Source organism: Microbacterium terrae (genome assembly GCF_017831975.1).
GTDB classification, from domain to species: domain Bacteria; phylum Actinomycetota; class Actinomycetes; order Actinomycetales; family Microbacteriaceae; genus Microbacterium; species Microbacterium terrae.
On record NZ_JAFDSS010000001.1, the window covers coordinates 3,149,493 to 3,170,278 of the forward strand.

The window sequence follows — 20,786 nt, forward strand, 5'->3', positions numbered from 1 at the left end:
AGGAGTGAACTGTGTGATCGTCGGCGGCCGTCATCCGAGCCAGGCGGACCGGCATGCCGTCGGTAGACTTGATTCCCATGTCCAAGGTGCTTCAGTCCCTGCCCGTCGGCGAGCGCGTCGGCATCGCCTTCTCTGGGGGCCTCGACACCTCCGTCGCCGTCGCCTGGATGCGCGACAAGGGCGCGATCCCCTGCACCTACACCGGCGACCTCGGCCAGCCCGACGAGACCGACATCGCGTCGATCCCCGACCGCGCACTCGCTTACGGCGCCGAGGTCTCGCGCCTGGTCGACTGCAAGCCCGCCCTTGTGGAGGAGGGCTTCGGCGCCCTGGCGTGCGGCGCGTTCCACATCCGCTCGGGCGGTCGCACCTACTTCAACACCACGCCCATCGGCCGCGCCGTCACCGGCACGCTCCTCGTGCGCGCCATGAAAGAGGACGGCGTCGACATCTGGGGCGACGGCTCCACCTACAAGGGCAACGACATCGAGCGGTTCTACCGCTACGGCCTGCTCGCCAACCCGGCCCTGCGCATCTACAAGCCGTGGCTCGACGCCGACTTCGTCACCGAGCTCGGCGGCCGGCAGGAGATGAGCGAGTGGCTCGTCGCGCACGGCTTCCCCTACCGCGACAGCGCCGAGAAGGCGTACTCGACGGATGCCAACATCTGGGGCGCGACCCACGAGGCCAAGACCCTCGAGCACCTCGACGTCTCGCTCGAGACCGTCGAGCCCATCATGGGCGTGCGCTTCTGGGACCCCTCGGTCGACATCGAGACCGAGGATGTCACCGTGACCTTCGACGCCGGGCGCCCGGTCGCGCTCAACGGCGTGGAGTTCGCCGACCCGGTCGAACTCGTCTTCGAGGCGAACCGCATCGGCGGGCGCCACGGCCTCGGCATGAGCGACCAGATCGAGAACCGCATCATCGAGGCGAAGTCGCGCGGCATCTACGAGGCGCCGGGCATGGCCCTGCTCTTCACCGCGTACGAGCGACTGGTGAACGGCATCCTGAACGAGGACACGCTGGCGACCTACCACGAGCAGGGTCGCCGCCTCGGCCGCCTCATGTACGAGGGCCGCTGGCTCGAGCCGCAGTCGCTCATGCTGCGCGAGTCGATCCAGAAGTGGGTCGGCTCGACGATCACCGGCACGGTCACGCTGCGCCTGCGTCGCGGCGAGGACTACACGATCCTCGACACGACGTCGCCGAACCTCTCGTACGCCGCCGAGAAGCTCTCGATGGAGCGCGTGGGCGACGCGGCCTTCGGCCCCACGGACCGCATCGGTCAGCTCACCATGCGCAACCTCGACATCGCCGACTCGCGCACGCGCCTCGAGCACTACGCCGCCGCGGGCATCATCGGCGGTGCGACGGGCGAGCTGGTCGGCCACCTCGGGCAGGGCGAGGCCGCCGAGATCACCGAGCACGCGTCGCCGTTCGACGCGGCCCGCGAGGAGCTCGCCGAAGCGACGGATGCCGCCAACGAGGCATCCGCGTTCGACGCCGGAACCGACTGATCCCACTAACTTGCACACATCTGTGCAAGTTAGTACTCTGGGGGAGTGACCGACACCCTCCCTGCTTCTGCGCGCCGTCCGCGACGCGATGCCCTCGAGAACCGCGCCGGCATCCTCGCCGCCGCCCGGGTCGCCCTCGCCCACGACCCCCGTGCGTCGATCGACGCCATCGCCCGCGAGGCGGGCCTCACACGCCGGGCGCTGTACGGGCATTTCGACGACCGCGACGCCCTCATCCGCGAACTCATCGCCACCGGCGCCGCACGGTTCAACGCGATCGCCGGCACCATCGACCATGACGACGCCCGCGTGGCCCTCGCCCGCCTCGCCGCGGCGCTCTGGCGCGAAGCGGCGGAGGTGCAGGTCGCCGCCGCCATCGCCCTCGACGAGAACCACCTCGAGTCCACCGGTCTCGCGCTCGCTCCGCTGCGCCGTCGGGTCGCCGCCATCGTGCGATCCGGACAGGACGACGGCGTGCTCCGCACCGATGTGCCCGCCCCCACTCTCGCGCGGCTCGTCGAGGAGACAGCGCGCACCGTCATCACCCGCATGGATGCCTCCTCCCCCGTCGCGTCGTCGCTCGCGGTGCGGGCGGTGCTGAGCATCGCGGGACTCGGCTGGCGCGAGTCCGAGGCGCTCCTCGCCGAACACCCCGAGGTGCTGCCCGCATGAGGATCGAGATCGAGTCGGTCGCCAAGGGCCGCCGCGAGCGGGCGCTCCCGGCGATCTCGACGAGCTTCACCACCGGCGCGGTCACTCTCGTGACCGCCGAGACCGAGCAGCGCCCCACCGTGCTCGGTCTGATCGCGTCGGGGCGCATGCGGCCCGACAGTGGCCGCGTGCTCGTCGACGGCGCATCCGACGCCCGAGCACTCCGGCGCCGCGTCGCGCTCGTCGACGCCCCCGGCATCAGCGAGCCCGAGCCGAACGTCACCCTCGCCGGCGTGATCGCCGAGGAGCTGATGTTCGCCGGGCGCCGGTCCGACCCGCTCGCGGTCGGTCGCTGGCTCGGCGAGCGCGGCCTCTCGGACTGGGCGGGAACGCCGATCACCGATGTCTCCCCTGCCGATCGCGTGCGCGCGCTGTGCGAGACCGCGGTGCTCCGCCGCGGCGTCGAGGCGCTCGTGATCGTCGCCCCCGACCGGCACGGCGGCGCCCCCGCCGCCTGGTGGACGATCGCCCAGGACTTCGCGACCCGCGGCTACGCCGTGCTCGCGATCGCCGGCGAGGCGTCGCGCCTGGCTCTCGAGGCGCCTCCCGCACCGCCTGCCCGGGCACGGCGGATGCCCCGGCCGGCCGGCATCCGTCTGCATCGCCTCACCGCCCGCACGAACGGAGGTGCGTGATGAAGGTGCCGCAGATGATCGCGGCCGAGCTTCGCCGCCTCACGTCGACCCGCATGTCGGTGATCGCGCTCGTCGCACTGCTCGCCGTGCCCATCCTCTATGGCGGCCTCTATCTCTGGGCCAACCGCGACCCGTACGGCGCCCTCGCCGACGTCCCCGCCGCCATCGTCGTCGCCGACACCGGCGCCGAGGTCGACGGCACGATGCGCAACATCGGCGACGAGGCAGCCGACGAGCTCATCGCCGACGGCTCGTTCGCGTGGGAGCGCGTGAGCGCGGAGGAGGCCGACGCCGGCCTCGACGACGGCACGTACGACTTCGCGATCGAGTTCCCGGAGGACTTCACCGCCGCGGTCGCCTCGATCTCGAGCGGCGATCCGCAGCGGGCCGACATCCTGCTCCACACGAACGACGCCAACAACTATCTCGCCTCGACCATCGGCACCCAGGCGGTCGAGCGCATCCGCACGACCGTCGCCGAGAAGATCGTCGCCGAGGCCGGGCTCACCATGCTCGACGCGCTCGATCAGATCCGGCTGAGTCTGCTGGATGCCGCCGACGGCGCCTCGCAGCTCACCGACGGCCTCGCGACCGCCGGCGACGGGGCGACGCAGCTCGCCGGCGGTGCCGCGCAGCTGGCCGAGGGCACGTCGCAGCTGGCGGACGGCACGTCGCAGCTCGCGGACGGCACCGCCGAGCTCGCCACCGGTGCGTCGTCGCTCTCAGACGGGGCGGCCCAGGTGGCAGCCGGAACCGCCGAGCTCGCCGCCGCCGCAGACCGCGTGGGCGCGGCGTCGGCGTCGGTCGTCTCCGCCATCCCCGACGCCCGCACCGACATCGCCGAGCGCCTCACCACCGCCGGTCTCGACCAGGCGCAGATCGACGAGGTGCTCGCCGTGCTCGACGAGGTGGGGAGCGATGTGACCGCGGTCGACGACCGGGTGCAGTCGACGGTGTCATCGATCGACCGCCTCGACGACGGCGCCGCGCAGGTGCGTGATGGCGCGGCCGCGCTGGCCGACGGCACCGCCACCGCCGCGGCCGGCGCCGCCTCCGCTGCCGACGGCGCAGCACGACTCGAAGACGGCGCGGCACAGCTCGACGACGGCGCCGCCGCGCTCGTCACCGGGATCGACACGCTCGAAGACGGCGCGGCCCAGCTGCGCGACGGGCTCGCAGACGGAGCGGCGGAGCTGCCCGCCTACGACGCGGCGACCCGCGAGGCGCAGGCCGACACGCTGGGCGATCCGCTCCTGATCGAGCGCTCCTCGGTCACCGAGGCGCAGAACTACGGTGCCGGGCTCGCCCCGTTCTTCGCGGCGCTGGCCGGCTGGATCGGCATCTACGCCCTGTTCCTCATCGTCAAGCCCGTCTCCAAGCGCGCCGTGACCGCACTGCATTCGCCGGTGCGGATCACGCTCGCCGGATGGGCGACCCCCGCGCTCCTCGGCGGTGTGCAGATGGTGGGGCTGTTCGGCGTGCTCGCCCTCGCCCTCGGCTTCTCGTTCTCGCATCCGCTCGCCACTCTCGGCATCCTGGTGCTCGCCAGCGCTACCTACGCTGCGATCGTGCTCGCGCTCAACGTCTGGCTCGGGTCGGTCGGGCAGTTCCTCGGGCTCGTGCTCATGGTGCTGCAGCTGGTGACGGCCGGCGGCACCTTCCCCTGGCAGACCCTGCCGGCGCCCCTCGCCGCCCTCCACCACGTGCTGCCGATGGGCTACGTCGTCGACGCGATGCGCCAGGTCATGTACGGCGGGAGCATGGACCGCGTGCTGGTGGATCTCACCGTGCTGCTGACCTGGCTGGTCGGCGCCGGCATCCTCGCGGCGATCGGCGTGACGCGCATGACGCACTTCCGCACCCTGCGCGACCTGCAGCCGAGCATCATCGGCTGAGTGCGGCGTGCAGTCCCGCGCGCCCGCCGGGTTCCACAGGGATTCGGCGGCCGGGTGCGCCCGGGGTTACGATTCCTCCCGGTGAGCGCCACCCGAAGGCGCGACACCGCGATGCGCCGTGTGTGAACCGGCGTGTCACCGTCGCCGAGCTCTGAAGGCCCATTCAATGTCGAACAGCACCATCCCCGCATCCCGCGCAGAGGTCCGCGCGGCGTCGGGCCCCATCGCTTTGCCGGAGCGGCCCCGCCGGTCGCTGCGCCGCAAGGTCGCGATCGCGCTGTTCAGCATCGTCGCGGGTCTCACCGTCATCGCGCTGATCGCGACCGGTTTCGTCGTCTACACGATCCAGCGCTCCTTCCCGCAGCTCGACGGCACCGCCGCGGTGAGCGGGCTCGGCGCCGACGTCACCGTGCAGCGCGATGCCCTCGGCGTCGCGACCATCACCGCCGACACCACCGACGACCTCTTCTTCGCCGAGGGGTACGTCCATGCCCAGGACCGTTTCTGGGAGATGGACTTCCGCCGTCACGTCACCAGCGGGCGCCTCTCGGAGCTGTTCGGCGAGTCTCAGCTGGCGACCGACACGTTCCTGCGCACCCTCGGCTGGCGCTCCATCGCCGAGCAGGAGGTCGAGGCCCTCGACGAGACCACCCGTTCCTACTACGACGCATACGCCGCAGGCGTGAACGCGTACCTCGCCGACCACGACGGCGCCGACGCGTCGCTCGAGTACGCGATCCTCGGGCTGCAGAACTCCGACTACGAGATCGAGCCGTGGACCGCCGCCGACTCGGTCGCCTGGCTCAAGGCGATGGCCTGGGACCTGCGATCGAACATCGAGACCGAGACCGAGCGCGCGGTCGCCGCGGCCTCATTCAGCTCCGACGAGCTCGCCGAGCTCTATCCGGCGTACCCGTTCGACCGCAACCCGGTGATCGTGCCCGAGATCTCCGACGTGTCGGGCATTGCGACCGTCGCCCACACCGCTGACCCCGCGCAGGCCGAGGCGTCGACCGCGTCGATCGAGTGGACCGAGGTCGACAGCGTGATCGAGGCCGTGAGCACCCTCGTCGGCGGGGCCGGTGAAGGCATCGGCTCGAACTCCTGGGTGGTGTCGGGTCGGCTCACCGACACCGGGATGCCGCTGCTCGCCAACGACCCGCACCTCGGAGCATCCCTCCCCAGCGTCTGGCATCAGATCGGCCTGCGCTGCTCGACCGTGTCGGAGGCGTGCCCGTTCGACGTGGCCGGGTTCGGGTTCTCGGGCGTGCCCGGCGTCATCATCGGGCACAACGCCCGCATCGCCTGGGGCTTCACCAACCTCACGAGCGACGTCACCGACCTCTACCTCGAGAAGGTCGAGGACGACGGCTACTGGTACAACGGCGAGCTCGTGCCGTTCGAGGAGCACACCGAGACCTTCCGTGTCGCCGGTGGCCCCGACGTCGACCTCGTCGTGCGCAAGACGGCGAACGGTCCGATCGTCTCGGGCCTGACCGACGACTTCACGGCGATCGCCGAAGCCCCGTACACCGGCACCGGCGGCGACGTCACCGAACCGACGGATGCCCCGACCGGGGAGTACGCGGTGAGCCTGCGCTGGACGGCCTTGGAGCCCGGCACGACGGCATCCGCGATCTTCCGCCTCAACACCGCGGCCGACTTCACGGGCTTCCGTGAGGCCGCCGCGCTGTTCGACGTGCCCGCGCAGAACCTCATCTACGCCGACGTCGACGGCAACATCGGGTACCAGACGCCCGGGAAGCTGCCGATGCGCGGCGCCGCCGACGGCTCGATGCCGCAGCCGGGCTGGGATTCGGCCTACGCGTGGCAGGGCTACATCCCGTTCGAGGAGCTGCCGGTGTCGTACAACCCCGACGAGGGCTACATCGTCACCGCCAACAACGCCGTCGTCGGCGACAGCTACGAGCACTTCCTCACCCGGGATTGGGACTACGGCTGGCGCGCGGCCCGCATCGTCGACATGCTCGAGCGCCGGATCGCCGGCGGCCTCGTGACCGCGCAGGACATGCGCGACATCCAGGCAGACAACGAGTCCTTCATCGGGCGTACCCTCGCGGCCGCCTACCTCGACGTGCGCACCGGCGAGTCGGGGCCCGACGAGGCCCTCGGCCTCCTGCAGGAGTGGGATGCGCAGAACTCCGCCGACTCCGCCGCCGCCGCGTACGCCAACGTGCTGTGGGACGAACTCGCCCAGGCGCTGTTCGTCGAGGGCCGCGAGCACGCGGCACCGCTGAGCGGTCAGGGCCGGCTCTTCCTCGTGGTCGACAACCTGCTCGACGACCCCGCGTCGCAGTGGTGGACCAACGAGGCGCTCGGCGTCTCGAGCATGGACGAGATGCTCACGTACGCGGCGACGTCGGCCTACGACCGCCTCGTCGACCTGCAGGGCGACACCCCCTCGCGCTGGAACTGGGGCTCACTGCACGCGCTCGCCCTCACCAGCGACACCTTCGGCTCGTCGGGTATCGCACCGATCGAGATGCTGTTCAACCGCGGCCCGTACGCGGTGGGCGGCGGCTCGTCGGTCGCGAACGCGACAGGCTGGGTGCTCGGCGAGGGCTTCGAGACGGTGACCGTTCCGTCGATGCGCATGGTCGTCGACCTGTCGGACTGGGATGCCTCGGGCTGGAACCACCTCACTGGCACGAGCGGCCACGCCTTCCACACCAACTACATCGACCAGGTGGAGACGTGGCAGAAGGCCGAGACCACCCCGTGGGCGTTCTCGGAGAAGGCCGTGGATGCCGCGACCACGAACACCCTCGTGCTGACCCCCGCGGGCTGACCCCCGGTCCGTCGCTCGCCCGGTCGTTGAGCGAGCGCAGCCCCACCCCGGTCGTTGAGCGAGCGGAGCCCCACCCCCGGTCGTTGAGCGAGCGCAGCCCCACCCCGGTCGTCGACCGAGCGGAGCCCCACCCCCGGTCGTTGAGCGAGCGCAGCCCCACCCCCGGTCGTTGAGCGAGCGGAGCGAGACGAAACGCTCAGCCGCCGGCGGCGGGCGGGGTGCGGCGCGAGTCGGCGAGCTCGTCGACGTAGAGGTCGGACTCGTCGATCGTGCCGTTGCGGTACGCCTGGCGACCGACCATGTGGGCCGACAGCGGCGCTGTCGCGAGCTGGATCAGCACGACGGGCACCAGGAAGGCCACCACCGGCCACGACCGCAGCGACAGCGCAACGGCCAGGCACACCAGGATCAGCCCGAGCACCTGCGGCTTCGTCGCCGCGTGCAGGCGGGTCGGCACATCCCGGAACCGCAGCAGGCCGATCGCCGCGGTGAGGCACAGCAGGGCCCCGATGAGGATGAGGATGAGCGCGGTCGTGTCGAGCGCGACGTCGACGGCCGACGGGGCGGCATCCGTCGACGGCCCCGCAGCGGAGACCAGTGAGAAGAGGAGCGCGTTCACGGGGTGTCGTTGTCCCTTCTCGCGACGAAGCGCGCGATCGAGATCGACCCGAACACGCCGACCGCGGCGATGATCAGCAGCACCGGCAGCGTCTTGGTGTGGTGGTTGATCGCCATCTCGGCGCCGAGCACGCACATGATCTCGGTGAGGAGAACGTCGGATGCCACGGCCCGGTCGAGGATCGACGGGCCGATCACGATGCGCCACAGGGTCAGCAGCGCCGCGATGGTGAACACGACGTAGATGACGATCAGCAGGGGGCTCATGCCTTCACCGCCTCGACCTGGGCGCGCGATCCGACGGCCATGACGATCCGCCGCTCCCATTTGAGCACGCTCTCGCGCTGGTACTCCACGTCGCGGTCATTGCGCACGCCGATGACGTGCAGGTAGAGGATGCGCCGGTCACGGTCGGTCTCGACGATCAGCGAGCCGGGGATGAGGGATGCGGTCACCCCGGTGTGGGTCATGATCAGGTCGTCGTCGGTGCGCAGCTGCACCGCCACGATCGCGGCGCCCGGCTGACGCCGCCAGTCCAGCGCCTGCCAGGCGACGGTGAGAGAGCCGCGCACCAGCGCGTAGATGAACTCGAGCACGAAGATGAGCCCGAACCAGAGGTTGACGCGGCCTGACAGCTCGACCGGCGGCAGGCGGAACACGCGGGTGACGACCGCAGCCGCGATCACGCCGGTGAAGAACGCCAGCCACGTGAACTGCCCCCACAGCAGCATCCACAGCGCGACGAGCCACACGAAGAACGGCAGCTGCCGCCACACCAGTGCGAGCAGCGACCGCTTGTCCTCCCGCGCCGGCTGCGCGTTCTCGGCGCTCACGGCGAGTCCTCCTTCTCGAGACCGCCCGTGCTGACCTGGTGCTGCTCCTCGAGCTGCACCAGGGTGACCGGCTCGAGGAGAGCCGCGCCGATGCGCGTGCAGACGTCGTACAGCGGCCCGGCGAAGACGGTGAGCGCGACGGTGAGGGCGACCATCCCCGCCGTGGAGGCCGTCATGATGCGGGGGATCACGCGGCGCTCGGTCTCGACGCCGCCGGGCGACGCACCGAGGTACGAGATGCGGGCCTCGGTCTCGGCGGAGTCGTCCTCCTCGCGCCAGAATGCGAGGTTCCAGGCGCGCATGAGGGCGTAGAGCGTCAGGAGGGATGTGACCACACCGCCGACGATGAGCACGATCATGATCGGGGTGCCGACCTCGGCCGCCGCGTCGAAGAGCGCGAACTTGCCGATGAACCCCGAGAACGGCGGCAGTCCGCCGAGGTTCACCGCGGGGATGAAGTAGAGCACGGCGATCACCGGCGCCGCCTTCATGAGGCCCTTCACGCGCAGGATCGAGGTCGAGCCGGCTCGGCGCTCGACGAGACCGACCGCGAGGAACAGGGTCGTCTGCACGACGATGTGGTGCACCGTGTAGTAGATGGTCGCGCCGATCGCGGCGGGTGTCGCGATCGCGAGCCCGAAGATCATGTAGCCGATGTGGCTCACCAGCGTGAACGACAGGATGCGCTTGAGCTCGGCCTGCGCGACCGCGCCGAGGACGCCGACGACCATCGTCGCGAGCGCGACCCACAGCAGCACCGTGTTCACGTCGTTGTCGAGGAACATCTCGGTCTCGGTGCGGATGATCGCGTACACGCCGACCTTGGTGAGGAGGCCGGCGAACACCGCCGTGACCGGCGCCGGCGCGGTCGGGTACGAGTCGGGCAGCCAGAACGACAGCGGGAAGACGGCGGCCTTGATGCTGAAGGCGAGCAGCAGCATGACGTGCAGCACGTACTGCGTGTCCTGCGGGAGCTGCGTCATGCGCTCCGAGATCTGCACCATGTTCACCGTGCCGAGCGCGCCGTAGATCATCGCGATCGCCGCGAGGAACAGGATCGACGACACCAGCGAGACGACGATGTAGACGACGCCGGTGCGGATGCGCGACTCCGTCGACCCGAGCGTGATGAGCACGAAGGATGCCACGAGGAGGATCTCGAACCCGACGTAGAGGTTGAAGAGGTCGCCCGCGATGAATGCCGTGAAGATGCCCGCGGCGAGGATCAGGTACGACGGGTGGAAGATCGAGACCGGTGTCTCGTCATCGCCGTCCGCGGCGCCCTGACCCACCGAGAAGAGGAGCACCGCGAGGAGCACGATGCTCGAGACGAGCACCAGCAGCGACGCGAGCCGGTCGACGTAGAGCACGATGCCGAACGGGATCGGCCAGCCGCCCACCGACACCGCGATCGCCTCGTCGCCGACATCGACCACGACGAGCAGCAGCGCCGCGATGATCGACACGACGGTGAGCGTCGTGATCGACACCACCACCTGCGTGCGACGGTGGCGCCCGGCGATGAGGGCGACGGCGGCTCCGAGCAGCGGCAGCGTCGCGAGGAGCGGAACGAGCCCCGGAGCGATCTGGGCGAGGAACGTCATGCGTCGCCTCCCCTGTCACGCGGCCGGTCCACCGGCGCGTCGTCGTCGAGGGCAGCGAGGTCGCGGCTGCCGAGCACCGTCAGCGGGGCCGTGTCGATGCCCACGAAGTCGGTCGTCGCATCATCGTCGGCATCCTCGATCTCGGTCTCGTCCTCGATCTCGTCCTCGGCGATGCGGCCGCGCACCTCGAGGTCGGCCTCGTCGTCCTCGACCGTGTCGGCCTGACCGAGCTGCCACGACCGGTAGATGAGCGCGAGCAGGAACGCCGACACCGCGAAGGTGATGACGATCGCCGTCAGTGTGAGGGCCTGCGGCAGCGGGTCCGACATCTCGTCGGGCGTGCCCTCGCCGAAGAACGGCGCGATGCCGGGCTGGCCCATGACGATGAGCAGCAGCAGGTTCGCCGCGTTGCCGAGCAGCAGGAAGCCGATGAGCACGCGGGTGAGGCTGCGCTCGAGCATCGCGTACACACCGCACGCGAAGAGCACCGCCATGATGACGATCAGCACCATCGAGACATCCATCAGGCGCGCACCCCCTGCGGTCGCGCGTCGGCGACGTCCTGCGCCTGTCGATCGACCTCGGCGCCGAGGCTGCGCAGCACGTCGAGCACCAGCCCGATGACGACGAGGTAGACGCCGACGTCGAACAGGGTCGAGGTGACGAACTCGATGTGGCCGAGCACCGGCAGCTCGACCTCGAACCATGCGCTCGTGAGCGGCGCGGCGCCGAAGAACAGCGGCACGATCGCGCAGGCGACGGCGATCGCCATGCCGAATCCGAGGAGCCTGCCAGCGTCGGCGGGAGCCGCCGCACCCAGCTCGTACCGGCCGCCCGCGACGTAGCGCATGACGAGCGCCATGCCGGCGACGAGGCCGCCGGCGAACCCGCCACCGGGCAGGTTGTGGCCCGCGAAGAGCAGGTAGAGCGACACGATGATGATCGTGTGGAAGAGGATGCGCACGACCACCTCGAGCATGATCGAGCGGTTCTCGGGGCGCACCCGCTGACCGCCGACGAGCCAGGCCATGCGGCCCGAGGGCGCCTCGGCGCGGGGCCTCACGCCTTGGTCGGTCTCGACCAGCGGCCGCCGGGTGCGCGTCGCCGCGGTCGGAAGCGGGGCGATGAAGCTCGAGAGCGTGTCGGAGCGGTGGGTGACGAACACGAGGGATGCCACACCCGTCGCCGCGAGGATGAGCACCGACAGCTCGCCCATCGTGTCCCACCCGCGGAGGTCGACGAGCGCCACGTTCACGACGTTCTTGCCGTGGCCGAGCTCGTACGCCAGGTCGGGGAAGCGCTCCGAGATCGGCACGCTGCTGCGGGCCGAGGTCGCCACCATCACGACGGCGGCCATGGTCACGCCCACCGCCGCGCCGAGCACGGCGCGCGCGATCGGCCAGACCGACGCGTTGTGCTCCCCCATCCGCGACGGGATCCGCCGGAGCACCAGAGCGAAGGCGACCAGGGTGACGGTCTCGACGAGGATCTGCGTGAGGGCGAGGTCGGGTGCACCGCTCGTGGCGAACAGCAGCACCATGCCGAGGCCGGTCACCGACACCAGCACGACGCCGGTGTAGCGCTTGCGCGCCCGTACGGCGATGAGGCCGGCGGCGATCATGATCGGCGCCACGACCAGCTGCATCGGCGTCTGATAGGCGTCGAGCTGCGCGGTCCACGCGTCACCCGCCAGCAGGGCGGTGCCCTGGGCCGCCACCAGCACCACGAAGATCGTGCCGACGTACACCGGCAGCGAGCCCCGCTGGGTGAAGCTCGTCGTCACGACCGACAGGCGCGCGACGGCACGGAGGGCGCCGTTGTACGCGTCGGCCGCCGTGAACGGCAGCATCCGTCGTGCGAGCACCTGTCGCCGGGTCAGCTGGAAGACCAGGGCGCCGACCACGATCGTTCCGAGCGAGATCCACAGGGCCGGCTCGAGCCCGTGCCACAGCGCCAGGTGCGCGGGATGCTCCGGGGCGGCGATGCCGGGTGACGCGGCCGGGGCGAGGTCGGCGTAGCCGGCGAACGCGGTGTCGAGCATCGATGCCGCGAACCCCGAGACGACGGTGAGCGCGGCGAGCACGACCGGAGCCCCGAGGAAGCCGATCGGCGGGTCGGGCCAGCGGGTGGGCTCGACGGCCGCGCCCGCGGCTGGGCCCCCGCGCCCCGAGGCTCCGCGCGCCGCGTCAGCGGCGGGTGGAGTGGGTGTGGGGACTTTCTTGGTCCAGAAGGCGCCCCACACGAAACGCACGCCGTACGCGACGGTGAGCACCGAGCCGAGCACGACCCCGGCGAGGGCGACAGCGCCCCAGACGGAGCCGGAGGTCGCCTCGTGGAGCAATGCGGCGAGCACGCCTTCTTTGGCGACGAAGCCGATCGTGGGGATGATGCCCGCCATGGATGAGACGGCGACGATCGCGAACGTCGCCATGATCGGCGCCTGCCGGCCGATGCCGCTGAGCTCGGTGATGTCTCGGGTGCCGAGCTGGCGGTCGATCACGCCGACGACGAGGAACAGCGCCGACTTGAAGAGCGCGTGGCTGAGCAGCAGGGCGAGGCCGGCGAGGGCGACGTCACGGGTGCCGTACCCGAGCACCACCGTGAGGAAGCCGAGCTGGCTGACGGTTCCGAACGCCAGGATGCGCTTCAGATCGGTCTCGCGCAGGGCCTGGAAGCCGCCGAGGAGCATCGTGAACACGCCCAGGCCGATGACCATCGGACGCCACGACGGCGCGAAGGCGAACACCGGGGCGAAGCGGGCGATCAGGTAGATGCCGGCCTTCACCATGGCGGCCGCGTGGAGGTACGCGCTCACCGGCGTGGGCGCGGCCATGGCGCCGGGCAGCCAGAAGTGGAAGGGGAAGATCGCCGACTTGCTGAGGGCGCCGACGAGCAGCAGCGCGAGCGCGACATCGACGACGAGGCCGGTCGGCGCCGCATCGAGGATGCCGGTGATGCTCGAGGTGCCTGCGTCGACCACCAGGAGAACCACCCCGATGAGCATGACGAGACCGCCGAGCGTCGTCACGAGGAGCGCCTGCAGAGCGGCGCGGCGGCTGGCGGCGCGGCGGTTGTAGTACCCGATGAGGAGGTACGACAGCACGCTCGTGATCTCCCAGAACATCACGAGCACGACGAGGTCGTCGGTGAGCACCAGGCCGTACATCGCTCCGGCGAAGGCGAGGAGCACGGCGGCGAACTGCCCCAGGTTCTCGCCCTTGCCGCGGAAGTACCAGCGGCAGTAGAGCATGACCAGCGCGCCGACGCCGGTGACCACGAGGGTCATGAGCCACGACAGCGTGTCCATCCGCATCGACAGGTCGATGCCGAGCGGCGGGATCCACGCGTAGGACTGGAACGGGATGTCACCCGAGAGCACGCGCGGCGTGAGCGATGCGGCATGCACGAACGCGCCGATCGGCAGCAAGGCGGCGACGAAGAACGCGCGGGGACCGAGCTTCGAGACCAGCCACGGCAGGGCGATCGGCAGGAGTGCGAACGCGCCGAGGAGGAGGAGCATGAAGCGGCCTCCTCATGGTCGTCGGCCGCGGGCTTCACACACGGCACAGGCGATCGGGGTCGCGTCCAGTCTACCGACGGCAGGGAGTGGTCAGTCCCGGTCGGGTGGAGACGCCGTCGTATTCCCCTCACGGAATGCGCACGTGAAGCGGATGGATGCCGCGTCCGCGCCCTCGAGCATCGTCGCCACCGCCTGACCGGCGGCGCGGCCCTTGTCGGTCGCGGGCTGCACGAGTGTCGTGAGCTCGTAGGGCGCGAGGCCGTCGACGACGATGCCGTCGAACCCCGTGACGCTGACGTCCTCCGGCACGCGCAGGCCCGCCTCCTCCACGGCGCGGATGACCCCGGCGGCGAGCAGGTCGCTCTGCGCGATCACCGCGGTGGGCCGGTGCACGGGATCGGCGAGGATCACACGGCCCGCCGCGAGCCCTTCGTCGATGAAGCTCCCGGCTGCCGCGAACGCGCGCGCCTCGGGGAACACGTCGAGGGCGCCGGCCAGGCGGTCGCGCGTGACGTCGATCGTGATGGCGGTGTCGTCGAGGATCCAGCCGCGCTCCCACCCGCCGCGCGCCGGCAGGGTGACGACCGCGACCTCGGTGTGGCCGAGGGTGCGCAGGTGACTGGCGGCCTGGCGGGTGGCCTCGCGGTTGTCGAGGTCGATGCGGGGCACGCCGTCGCCGGCGTCGCCCTCGATGACGACGACGGGGATGCCCCGCGCGATCACGGTCTCGAGCGACTCGCGCAGGTGCCCGCTGCAGCCGATGAGCACCGCCGCATCGAGAGGCGCGGTGGTGAGGGTCGGCACCGCGCGCGCCGGCGACCCGGAGTCGAGGGCCTCCACCGGCTCGTGGTCGCGCAGCAGCAGCAGGCCGGCGCCGATCGGGGCGACGCCGTCGGCAAGGCCGTCCATCATGAGCGTCTTGACCGGGTCGAGGAACGCCGTGCCGAGGTGCTCCTCGAAGACGACGCCGACGATGCCCGATCGCCCGCGGCGGAGCGAGGCCGCCCGGGGATCGGGTCCGGTGTAGCCGAGTGCGGATGCCGCGTCGAGAACGCGGCGCCGGGTCGCATCGGAGACGGGCGTCTTGCCACTGAACACGACGGACGCCGTCGAGGGCGAGACTCCCGCCTCGCGGGCGACGTCGGCGATGGTTGCGCGGCGCGTGCTCATGACGCCTTGATGGTAGCGGGATTCCGCGGGATCGGCCGAATCGATTCGAGGCTGATGCGAGGCTGATTCGGGGAGCGTCGAATCGATTCGGTAGAGTGCTCGCATGGAATTGGAACTCTCCCGGACGCAGCTCGCGCAGTGGCGCGCGGCGATCTTCACGATCTTCTTCGTGACCGGGCTCGGATTCGCGTCGTGGGCGTCGCGTCTTCCCGCCGTGAAGGCCGACCTCGGCATCAACGACTTCGAGATCGGCGTGCTGCTGTTCGTGATGGGCGCCGCGTCGATCGTCGGCCTCTCGCTCGCGAACGTGATCGTGGCGCGCTGGGGCGCCCGGCGCGGGCTCTTCGCCACCATCATCGTCTTCACGATCGGCGTGGTGATCGCCGGACTCGGCGTCTCGTACTCGCAGTCGTTCGCCGTCACCGCGGTGGGCCTCGTGTTCGTCGGGCTCGGGATGAGCGCGACCGACGTGCTCATGAACGTCGAGGCCGCCGCCGCCGAGCAGGCCACGGGCAAGACGCTCATGCCGCTCTTCCACGCCTTCTTCAGCATCGGCACGGTCGTCGGCGCCGGTGTCGGCATCGCGATGGCCGCGTGGGGTGTCGCCGTCGCCCTGCATCTGTGGGGCATCGGTGTGCTGGTGGTCGTCGCCGGGCTGGTCGCCGTGCGCTTCATCCCCCGCCGCGAGGTCACCCACGATGACGACGCCCCCGCCGCCACCCGCTCGGAGCGGCTCGCGCAGGTGCTCGCCGTATGGCGCGACCCGCGCACCTACGCGATCGGCGCGATCATGCTCGGCATGGCTTTCGCGGAAGGCAGCGCGAACGACTGGCTCACCATCGCCGTCGTCGACGGGCACGGGCAGACCGAGGCCATGGGCGCCGTCGCCCTGACCGTCTTCTCGGTCGCGATGACCGTCTTCCGCATCCTCGGCGGCCCGCTCGTCGACCGCCTCGGCCGGGTGTGGACCCTGCGCATCCTCGCGGTGCTCGCCGCCGTCGGCCTGATCATGTTCATCCTCGCGCCGTCGCTGCCGATCGCCTTCGTCGGCGTGGCGCTGTGGGGCGCGGGAGCATCGCTCGGATTCCCGCTCGGGATGTCGGCGGCGGCCGACGACCCGACGAAGGCCGCGGCATCCGTCTCCGCCGCCGCGACGATCGGGTACATCGCGTTCCTCTGCGGCCCGCCCGTGCTGGGCTGGATCAGCCACCAGATCGGCATCCTCCCGACGCTGTGGATCATCGTCGGCCTGATCGCGATGTCGGGCCTCGCCTCGGGCGCCGCCAAGCCGATCGCGGGTTCGACCGTGGGCGCCGGGCACCCCCGGCACTGACCGCCCCCCCCCCCCGTTCATCTCCGTCGAACTTGTGGGCGGAGGGCGACGGGGAGGGCGGGGGAGCGGCCGCGGCGATTAGGCTTCACGGGTGCGTCTCGTCATCGCCCGCTGCTCCGTCGACTACACCGGTCGGCTGAACGCGCATCTGCCCCTCGCCACCCGCCTCCTCGTCCACAAGGGCGACGGCAGCCTGCTGGTGCACTCCGACGGCGGGTCGTACAAGCCGCTGAACTGGATGAGCCCGCCGTGCCGGCTCGACGTCGAGGTGCCCGACGAGGAGTCGGCCTCGGCCGGCGTGATCGAGCACTGGCGGGTGACGCACGCCAAGACCGGCGACGCACTGCTCGTGCGCATCTACGAGGTGCTCCACGACAGCTCGCACGACCTCGGTGTCGACCCGGGGCTGCAGAAGGACGGCGTCGAGGCCGACCTGCAGCGCCTGCTCGCCGAGCAGGTCGACGTCATCGGCGCAGACCTCACGCTGGTGCGCCGCGAGTTCCCGACCGCGATCGGCCCCGTCGACCTGCTGCTCCGCGATCCCGCGGGCGGCACCGTCGCCGTCGAGGTCAAGCGCCGCGGCGACATCGACGGGGTGGAGCAGCTCACGCGATACCTCGAGCTCCTCGGCCGCGACCCGCACCTGGCCCCGGTCACCGGCGTCTTCGCCGCGCAGGAGATCAAGCCCCAGGCGAAGGTGCTGGCAGCCGACCGCGGCATCCGCTGCGTCACCCTCGACTACGAGGGCATGAAGGGCATCGAGTCGGGCGCCCCCCGGCTGTTCTGAGCCGACCCGACCCCGCGGGCCGCGGCGTCGCCGTGCTCGCGCAATAGGGTGGAGGGCATGACGAGCCGATCGCCCTGGACCTGTGTGCTGTGGGACGTCGACGGGACGATCGTCGATGCGTCCGACGGCATCCTGCGACGCCTGAAGATCACGCTCGAGCACTTCGGGCGCCCGGCCCCCACCCGCGCCGAGCTGGTGCACTGGATCGGGCCGCCCATGTTCCAGTCCTTCCAGGTGAACGTCGGCATGACGCCCGAGCAGGCTGACGAAGCCGTGTCTTTCTACCGCGTGCTCGGCAAGGCTGACGGCTACACGACGGGCGCGAAGCTGTTCGACGGGATCGCGGCCCTCATCGAGGATGTCGCCGCCGCGGGGGTGCCGCAGGCCACCGCCTCGTCGAAGCCCGAGGTGCAGGTGGTGGCCCTCATGGACCACTTCGACCTCTCGACCTCGCTCACCGCGACCGTCGGCGCCACCAGCGACGAGAAGACCCTGAGCGCCAAGAGCGACATCGTCGCCGAGGCGCTGCGCCGTCTGCAGGTCTCGGGCGTCGACACGAGCCGTCCGGTGCTCGTCGGCGACCGGCACCACGACGTCGAGGGCGGCGCCGAGCAGGGTGTGCCCGTGATCTTCGTGCGCTGGGGGTTCAGCTGGCCCCACGAGTCCGACGGAGCTCAGGCCGCCGTCGACACCGTCGACGAACTGCGCGCCCTGCTGCTGTTCCCCGAGGACGATGCCTGAGCTCGTCGCCTCGGTGCTCGGCTGGCTCGTGCCCGCCGCCGTCGTGTTCGCCGTCGCAGCCCTCGCTCTCGCGATCGGCATCTGGGCGGTGCGTCGCGCCCGTCGCTCGCCGCGCGCCCGCGCGCGCGCCGAGGCCGTCCGGGCCGCTGCCGGTGCGGAGCTCGTGCGCCTCGACGACGCCGTGGACGAACTCGACCTCGAGGTCGGGCTGTCGGGTGCCCTCTACGGCGGTGAGGCGCCGGCGTCGCTGCGCCGGGCACGCCTCACCTCGCAGCACGCACGCGACGACGCGTTCGATCGGTACCGACGGCTGAGCGACCCCGACCTGCACCCGGCCGAAGTGCGGCGCGAGGCGGCGCGCGTGAGCACCGCGGCACGAGGCGCCCAGGCCGTGATCGCGCGCGCCCGGGCCGACCACCGCGACTGGGTCGCCGCGAACGTCTCCGCGGCCGACCAGGTGTCTGCCGCCGAGCAGCGGCTCGACGCGCTGCAGCAGACGATGGGCGACCCGAGCGCCCTGGTCGCCGACCTGTCGAGCCGGTACGCCGACGACGAGTGGCAGGATGCCGCTGCCGCGGCGCGCTCCGCCCTGGCTGCATCGTCGGAGGCCGGGCGCCTCCTGCGCACCGCGGCCGCGCAGGCCGCCGACCCCGCGCAGTCCGCCCTCGCCGACCTCACCGCCGCCGAGCGGGCGCTGCGCACGGCAGAAGCCGACGCCCGCGCCCTCGAGGAGGCGCATCGCCTCGTCACCGAGGCCGCACGCGCCCTCGCAGGCGAGTTCGCCTCCGCACGGGAGGCGCTCCGTCAGGCAGCCGTCGTGCGTGAGCGGATGCCGTCGGCCGAGGGCGACCGGCTCGCCGACGAGATCCGTGCGATCAGCGCCGAGCTCGATGCGCTCGAGACCGACGCGGACCGTCGTCCGACCCGCACCGTCGATCGCATCGCCCGGCTGCGCGACCGGCTCGACCTCGCGGTCGGCGACGCGCGCACGGCGCAGCAGCGGCTGCGTGCCGCGCGCACGGCGCTCCCCGGCACCATCGCCGCGGCGCGGACAGCAGTCGCGCAGGCCGAGACGGCGATCACGCGCGCGCGCACGGGCGCCGATGCCCGGGCACGGCTCGGAGCGGCCCAGCATGAGCTCGCCGCGGCTCGGCGGGCGGGCGACCCGATCGAGGCGCTCGACGCCGCGCGACGCGCGATGCGCCACGCCGAGGACGCCAAGGCCCTCGCCGATCACGACCGCCTCGGCGTCCGCTGACGCTGCCGCTCCCGGGCTCGGGCGCGGCAGCGCCCTGACTCACGAGCGGCCGAGGCCGGCGTAGGTGAACCCGGCGTCCTTCCACGCGGTCGGGTCGAGCGCGTTGCGACCGTCGATCACCCGTCGGTGACGCACCAGCTCGCCCACCTCGCGGGGGTCGAGCGAGGTGAACTGCGGCCATTCGGTGACCAGCACCACCAGGTCGGCAGCACGCAGTGCCTCCTCGGCGACCGACGTGTAGATCAGCTGCGGATGCCGCAGGCGGGCGTTGTCGATGCCCTCCGGGTCGGTGACGACGACCTCGGCGCCGAGTCCCTTGAGCCGCACGGCGACATCGAGCGCCGGGGAGTCGCGCACGTCGTCGGAGTGAGGCTTGAACGTCACCCCGAGCACGGCGATCTTCCGCCCGTTCACCGAGCCGCCCAACGCGTCCACCGCGAGGTCGGCGACGCGCTGGCGCCGCCGCAGGTTGATCGCGTCGACCTCCTTGAGGAAGGCGACCGATTCGCCGCGGCCGAGCTCCTCGGCACGCGCGGTGAAGGCCCGGATGTCCTTGGGCAGACACCCGCCGCCGAAGCCGACGCCGGCGCCCAGGAATCGTCGGCCGATGCGGGTGTCGTGGCCGATGGCATCCGCGAGCTGCGTCACGTCGGCACCGGTGACCTCGGCGATCTCGGCCATCGCGTTGATGAACGAGATCTTCGTCGCGAGGAACGCGTTCGCCGCCACCTTGACCAGCTCGGCCGTCGCGAAGTCGGTGACGATCCGGGGGGCGCCCGCGGCGAGCGCGGTGGCGTACACCTCGTCGAGCACGTCGACCGACGACGGATCGGCGATGCCGTAGACGAGCCGGTCGGGGCTGATGGTGTCCTGCACGGCGTAGCCCTCGCGCAGGAACTCCGGGTTCCACGCGAGCGAGGCGCCGGTGGGGGCGACGACCGCGGCCAGTCTCGCCGCGGTGCCGACCGGGACGGTGCTCTTGCCCACCACCAGATCGCCCTCGCCGATGTACGGGAGGAGCGCATCGACAGCGGCATCCACATAGGTGAGGTCGGCGGCATAGGAGTCCTTCGTCTGCGGGGTGCCCACCGCGATGAAGTGCACGCTCGCGTCGTCGACGGCGGCCATGTCGGTGGTGAACCGCAGTCGTCCGCTCGCCAGTGCCGAGGCGAGGATCTCGGGCAGCCCCGGCTCGAAGAACGGCGCCTTCCCGGCGGAGAGGAGCGCGATCTTCGCCTCATCGACGTCGACCCCCACCACGTCGTGGCCGAGCTCGGCCATCGCGGCGGCGTGCACGGCACCGAGGTAGCCGCATCCGATCACCGACATCCTCATGATCGCTCCTTCGTCGT

17 protein-coding genes are annotated in these 20,786 nt (G+C 71.4%); 9 read left to right on the plus strand and 8 right to left on the minus strand.

The annotated features are described in order from the left end of the window. Positions 1-77 precede the first annotated feature (77 nt). The 5 genes from argG to JOD63_RS14375 all read left to right on the plus strand — a co-directional run bounded on the left by argG (position 78) and on the right by JOD63_RS14375 (position 7,570). On the plus strand, positions 78-1,520 hold the full coding sequence (argG, locus tag JOD63_RS14355) for an argininosuccinate synthase (RefSeq protein ID WP_045276656.1): 1,443 nt from the start codon (positions 78-80) through the stop codon (positions 1,518-1,520). Positions 1,521-1,565: 45 nt separating this feature from the next. Continuing rightward, positions 1,566-2,192, plus strand: a complete 627-nt coding sequence (locus JOD63_RS14360; protein ID WP_045276655.1) for a TetR/AcrR family transcriptional regulator — start codon at positions 1,566-1,568, stop codon at positions 2,190-2,192. Beyond that, a complete protein-coding gene (locus tag JOD63_RS14365) occupies positions 2,189-2,866 on the plus strand; it encodes a hypothetical protein (protein ID WP_045276654.1) in 678 nt (225 codons plus the stop codon). Before JOD63_RS14360 ends, JOD63_RS14365 begins: the two co-directional genes overlap by 4 nt. Then, positions 2,866-4,761, plus strand: coding sequence for a YhgE/Pip family protein (locus tag JOD63_RS14370; protein WP_045276653.1), 1,896 nt, complete (start codon positions 2,866-2,868; stop codon positions 4,759-4,761). The genes JOD63_RS14365 and JOD63_RS14370 overlap by 1 nt, the downstream gene beginning before the upstream one ends. Positions 4,762-4,927: 166 nt before the next feature. After that, a complete protein-coding gene (locus JOD63_RS14375) occupies positions 4,928-7,570 on the plus strand; it encodes a penicillin acylase family protein (protein WP_084613672.1) in 2,643 nt (880 codons plus the stop codon). A 196-nt stretch (positions 7,571-7,766) separates the two neighbouring features. On the opposite strand, the gene mnhG is transcribed toward JOD63_RS14375, so the two are convergent. From mnhG to JOD63_RS14410, 7 genes are all read right to left on the minus strand, one after another. After that, entirely contained in the window at positions 7,767-8,168 is a 402-nt protein-coding gene (gene mnhG / locus JOD63_RS14380) for a monovalent cation/H(+) antiporter subunit G (protein ID WP_084613703.1), read from the minus strand. Positions 8,169-8,185: 17 nt separating this feature from the next. Continuing rightward, positions 8,186-8,455 carry a monovalent cation/H+ antiporter complex subunit F gene (locus JOD63_RS14385; RefSeq protein ID WP_045276652.1) on the minus strand — a complete coding sequence of 90 codons (270 nt, stop codon included), beginning with the start codon at positions 8,453-8,455 and terminating at the stop codon, positions 8,186-8,188. Next, a complete protein-coding gene (locus JOD63_RS14390) occupies positions 8,452-9,021 on the minus strand; it encodes a Na+/H+ antiporter subunit E (RefSeq protein ID WP_052682596.1) in 570 nt (189 codons plus the stop codon). The genes JOD63_RS14385 and JOD63_RS14390 overlap by 4 nt, the downstream gene beginning before the upstream one ends. Continuing rightward, on the minus strand, positions 9,018-10,625 hold the full coding sequence (locus tag JOD63_RS14395) for a Na+/H+ antiporter subunit D (protein ID WP_045276651.1): 1,608 nt from the start codon (positions 10,623-10,625) through the stop codon (positions 9,018-9,020). The genes JOD63_RS14390 and JOD63_RS14395 overlap by 4 nt, the downstream gene beginning before the upstream one ends. After that, positions 10,622-11,149, minus strand: a complete 528-nt coding sequence (locus JOD63_RS14400) for a Na(+)/H(+) antiporter subunit C (RefSeq protein ID WP_045276650.1) — start codon at positions 11,147-11,149, stop codon at positions 10,622-10,624. Before JOD63_RS14400 ends, JOD63_RS14395 begins: the two co-directional genes overlap by 4 nt. Next, entirely contained in the window at positions 11,149-14,145 is a 2,997-nt protein-coding gene (locus tag JOD63_RS14405; protein ID WP_045276649.1) for a Na+/H+ antiporter subunit A, read from the minus strand. The genes JOD63_RS14400 and JOD63_RS14405 overlap by 1 nt, the downstream gene beginning before the upstream one ends. Before the next feature lie 90 nt (positions 14,146-14,235). Beyond that, positions 14,236-15,315 (minus strand): LacI family DNA-binding transcriptional regulator, encoded by a 1,080-nt coding sequence (locus JOD63_RS14410; protein ID WP_045276756.1) that lies wholly within the window; start codon positions 15,313-15,315, stop codon positions 14,236-14,238. 103 nt (positions 15,316-15,418) lie between these two features. Here JOD63_RS14410 and JOD63_RS14415 point away from each other — a divergent pair, with 103 nt between their 5' ends. The 4 genes from JOD63_RS14415 (at position 15,419) to JOD63_RS14430 (ending at position 19,434) form a co-directional block, all read left to right on the plus strand. Continuing rightward, positions 15,419-16,648 (plus strand): MFS transporter, encoded by a 1,230-nt coding sequence (locus tag JOD63_RS14415; protein WP_045276648.1) that lies wholly within the window; start codon positions 15,419-15,421, stop codon positions 16,646-16,648. A 91-nt stretch (positions 16,649-16,739) separates the two neighbouring features. Further along, the gene (gene nucS / locus JOD63_RS14420; RefSeq protein ID WP_045276647.1) at positions 16,740-17,435 is read left to right on the plus strand and encodes an endonuclease NucS; all 696 of its coding nucleotides are present in this window, start codon (positions 16,740-16,742) and stop codon (positions 17,433-17,435) included. A gap of 57 nt (positions 17,436-17,492) precedes the next feature. Next, entirely contained in the window at positions 17,493-18,176 is a 684-nt protein-coding gene (locus JOD63_RS14425; protein WP_045276646.1) for an HAD hydrolase-like protein, read from the plus strand. Continuing rightward, positions 18,169-19,434 (plus strand): hypothetical protein, encoded by a 1,266-nt coding sequence (locus JOD63_RS14430; protein WP_045276645.1) that lies wholly within the window; start codon positions 18,169-18,171, stop codon positions 19,432-19,434. The genes JOD63_RS14425 and JOD63_RS14430 overlap by 8 nt, the downstream gene beginning before the upstream one ends. Positions 19,435-19,473: 39 nt before the next feature. On the opposite strand, the gene JOD63_RS14435 is transcribed toward JOD63_RS14430, so the two are convergent. After that, positions 19,474-20,769: a UDP-glucose dehydrogenase family protein gene (locus tag JOD63_RS14435; RefSeq protein WP_045276644.1), complete on the minus strand. Its 1,296-nt coding sequence runs from the start codon at positions 20,767-20,769 to the stop codon at positions 19,474-19,476. Positions 20,770-20,786: the final 17 nt, after the last annotated feature.

What these genes read in the sequence shown, in the direction of transcription:
- JOD63_RS14405 (WP_045276649.1), bottom strand. Translation starts at nt 14,145, where the DNA reads ATGCTCCTCCTCCTCGGCGCGTTCGCACTCCTGCCGATCGCCCTGCCG.
- JOD63_RS14400 (WP_045276650.1), bottom strand. Translation starts at nt 11,149, where the DNA reads ATGGATGTCTCGATGGTGCTGATCGTCATCATGGCGGTGCTCTTCGCG.
- JOD63_RS14415 (WP_045276648.1), top strand. Translation starts at nt 15,419, where the DNA reads ATGGAATTGGAACTCTCCCGGACGCAGCTCGCGCAGTGGCGCGCGGCG.
- JOD63_RS14375 (WP_084613672.1), top strand. Translation starts at nt 4,928, where the DNA reads ATGTCGAACAGCACCATCCCCGCATCCCGCGCAGAGGTCCGCGCGGCG.
- argG (WP_045276656.1), top strand. Translation starts at nt 78, where the DNA reads ATGTCCAAGGTGCTTCAGTCCCTGCCCGTCGGCGAGCGCGTCGGCATC.
- JOD63_RS14385 (WP_045276652.1), bottom strand. Translation starts at nt 8,455, where the DNA reads ATGAGCCCCCTGCTGATCGTCATCTACGTCGTGTTCACCATCGCGGCG.
- JOD63_RS14430 (WP_045276645.1), top strand. Translation starts at nt 18,169, where the DNA reads ATGCCTGAGCTCGTCGCCTCGGTGCTCGGCTGGCTCGTGCCCGCCGCC.
- JOD63_RS14435 (WP_045276644.1), bottom strand. Translation starts at nt 20,769, where the DNA reads ATGAGGATGTCGGTGATCGGATGCGGCTACCTCGGTGCCGTGCACGCC.
- JOD63_RS14365 (WP_045276654.1), top strand. Translation starts at nt 2,189, where the DNA reads ATGAGGATCGAGATCGAGTCGGTCGCCAAGGGCCGCCGCGAGCGGGCG.
- JOD63_RS14425 (WP_045276646.1), top strand. Translation starts at nt 17,493, where the DNA reads ATGACGAGCCGATCGCCCTGGACCTGTGTGCTGTGGGACGTCGACGGG.
- JOD63_RS14370 (WP_045276653.1), top strand. Translation starts at nt 2,866, where the DNA reads ATGAAGGTGCCGCAGATGATCGCGGCCGAGCTTCGCCGCCTCACGTCG.
- JOD63_RS14395 (WP_045276651.1), bottom strand. Translation starts at nt 10,625, where the DNA reads ATGACGTTCCTCGCCCAGATCGCTCCGGGGCTCGTTCCGCTCCTCGCG.
- JOD63_RS14410 (WP_045276756.1), bottom strand. Translation starts at nt 15,315, where the DNA reads ATGAGCACGCGCCGCGCAACCATCGCCGACGTCGCCCGCGAGGCGGGA.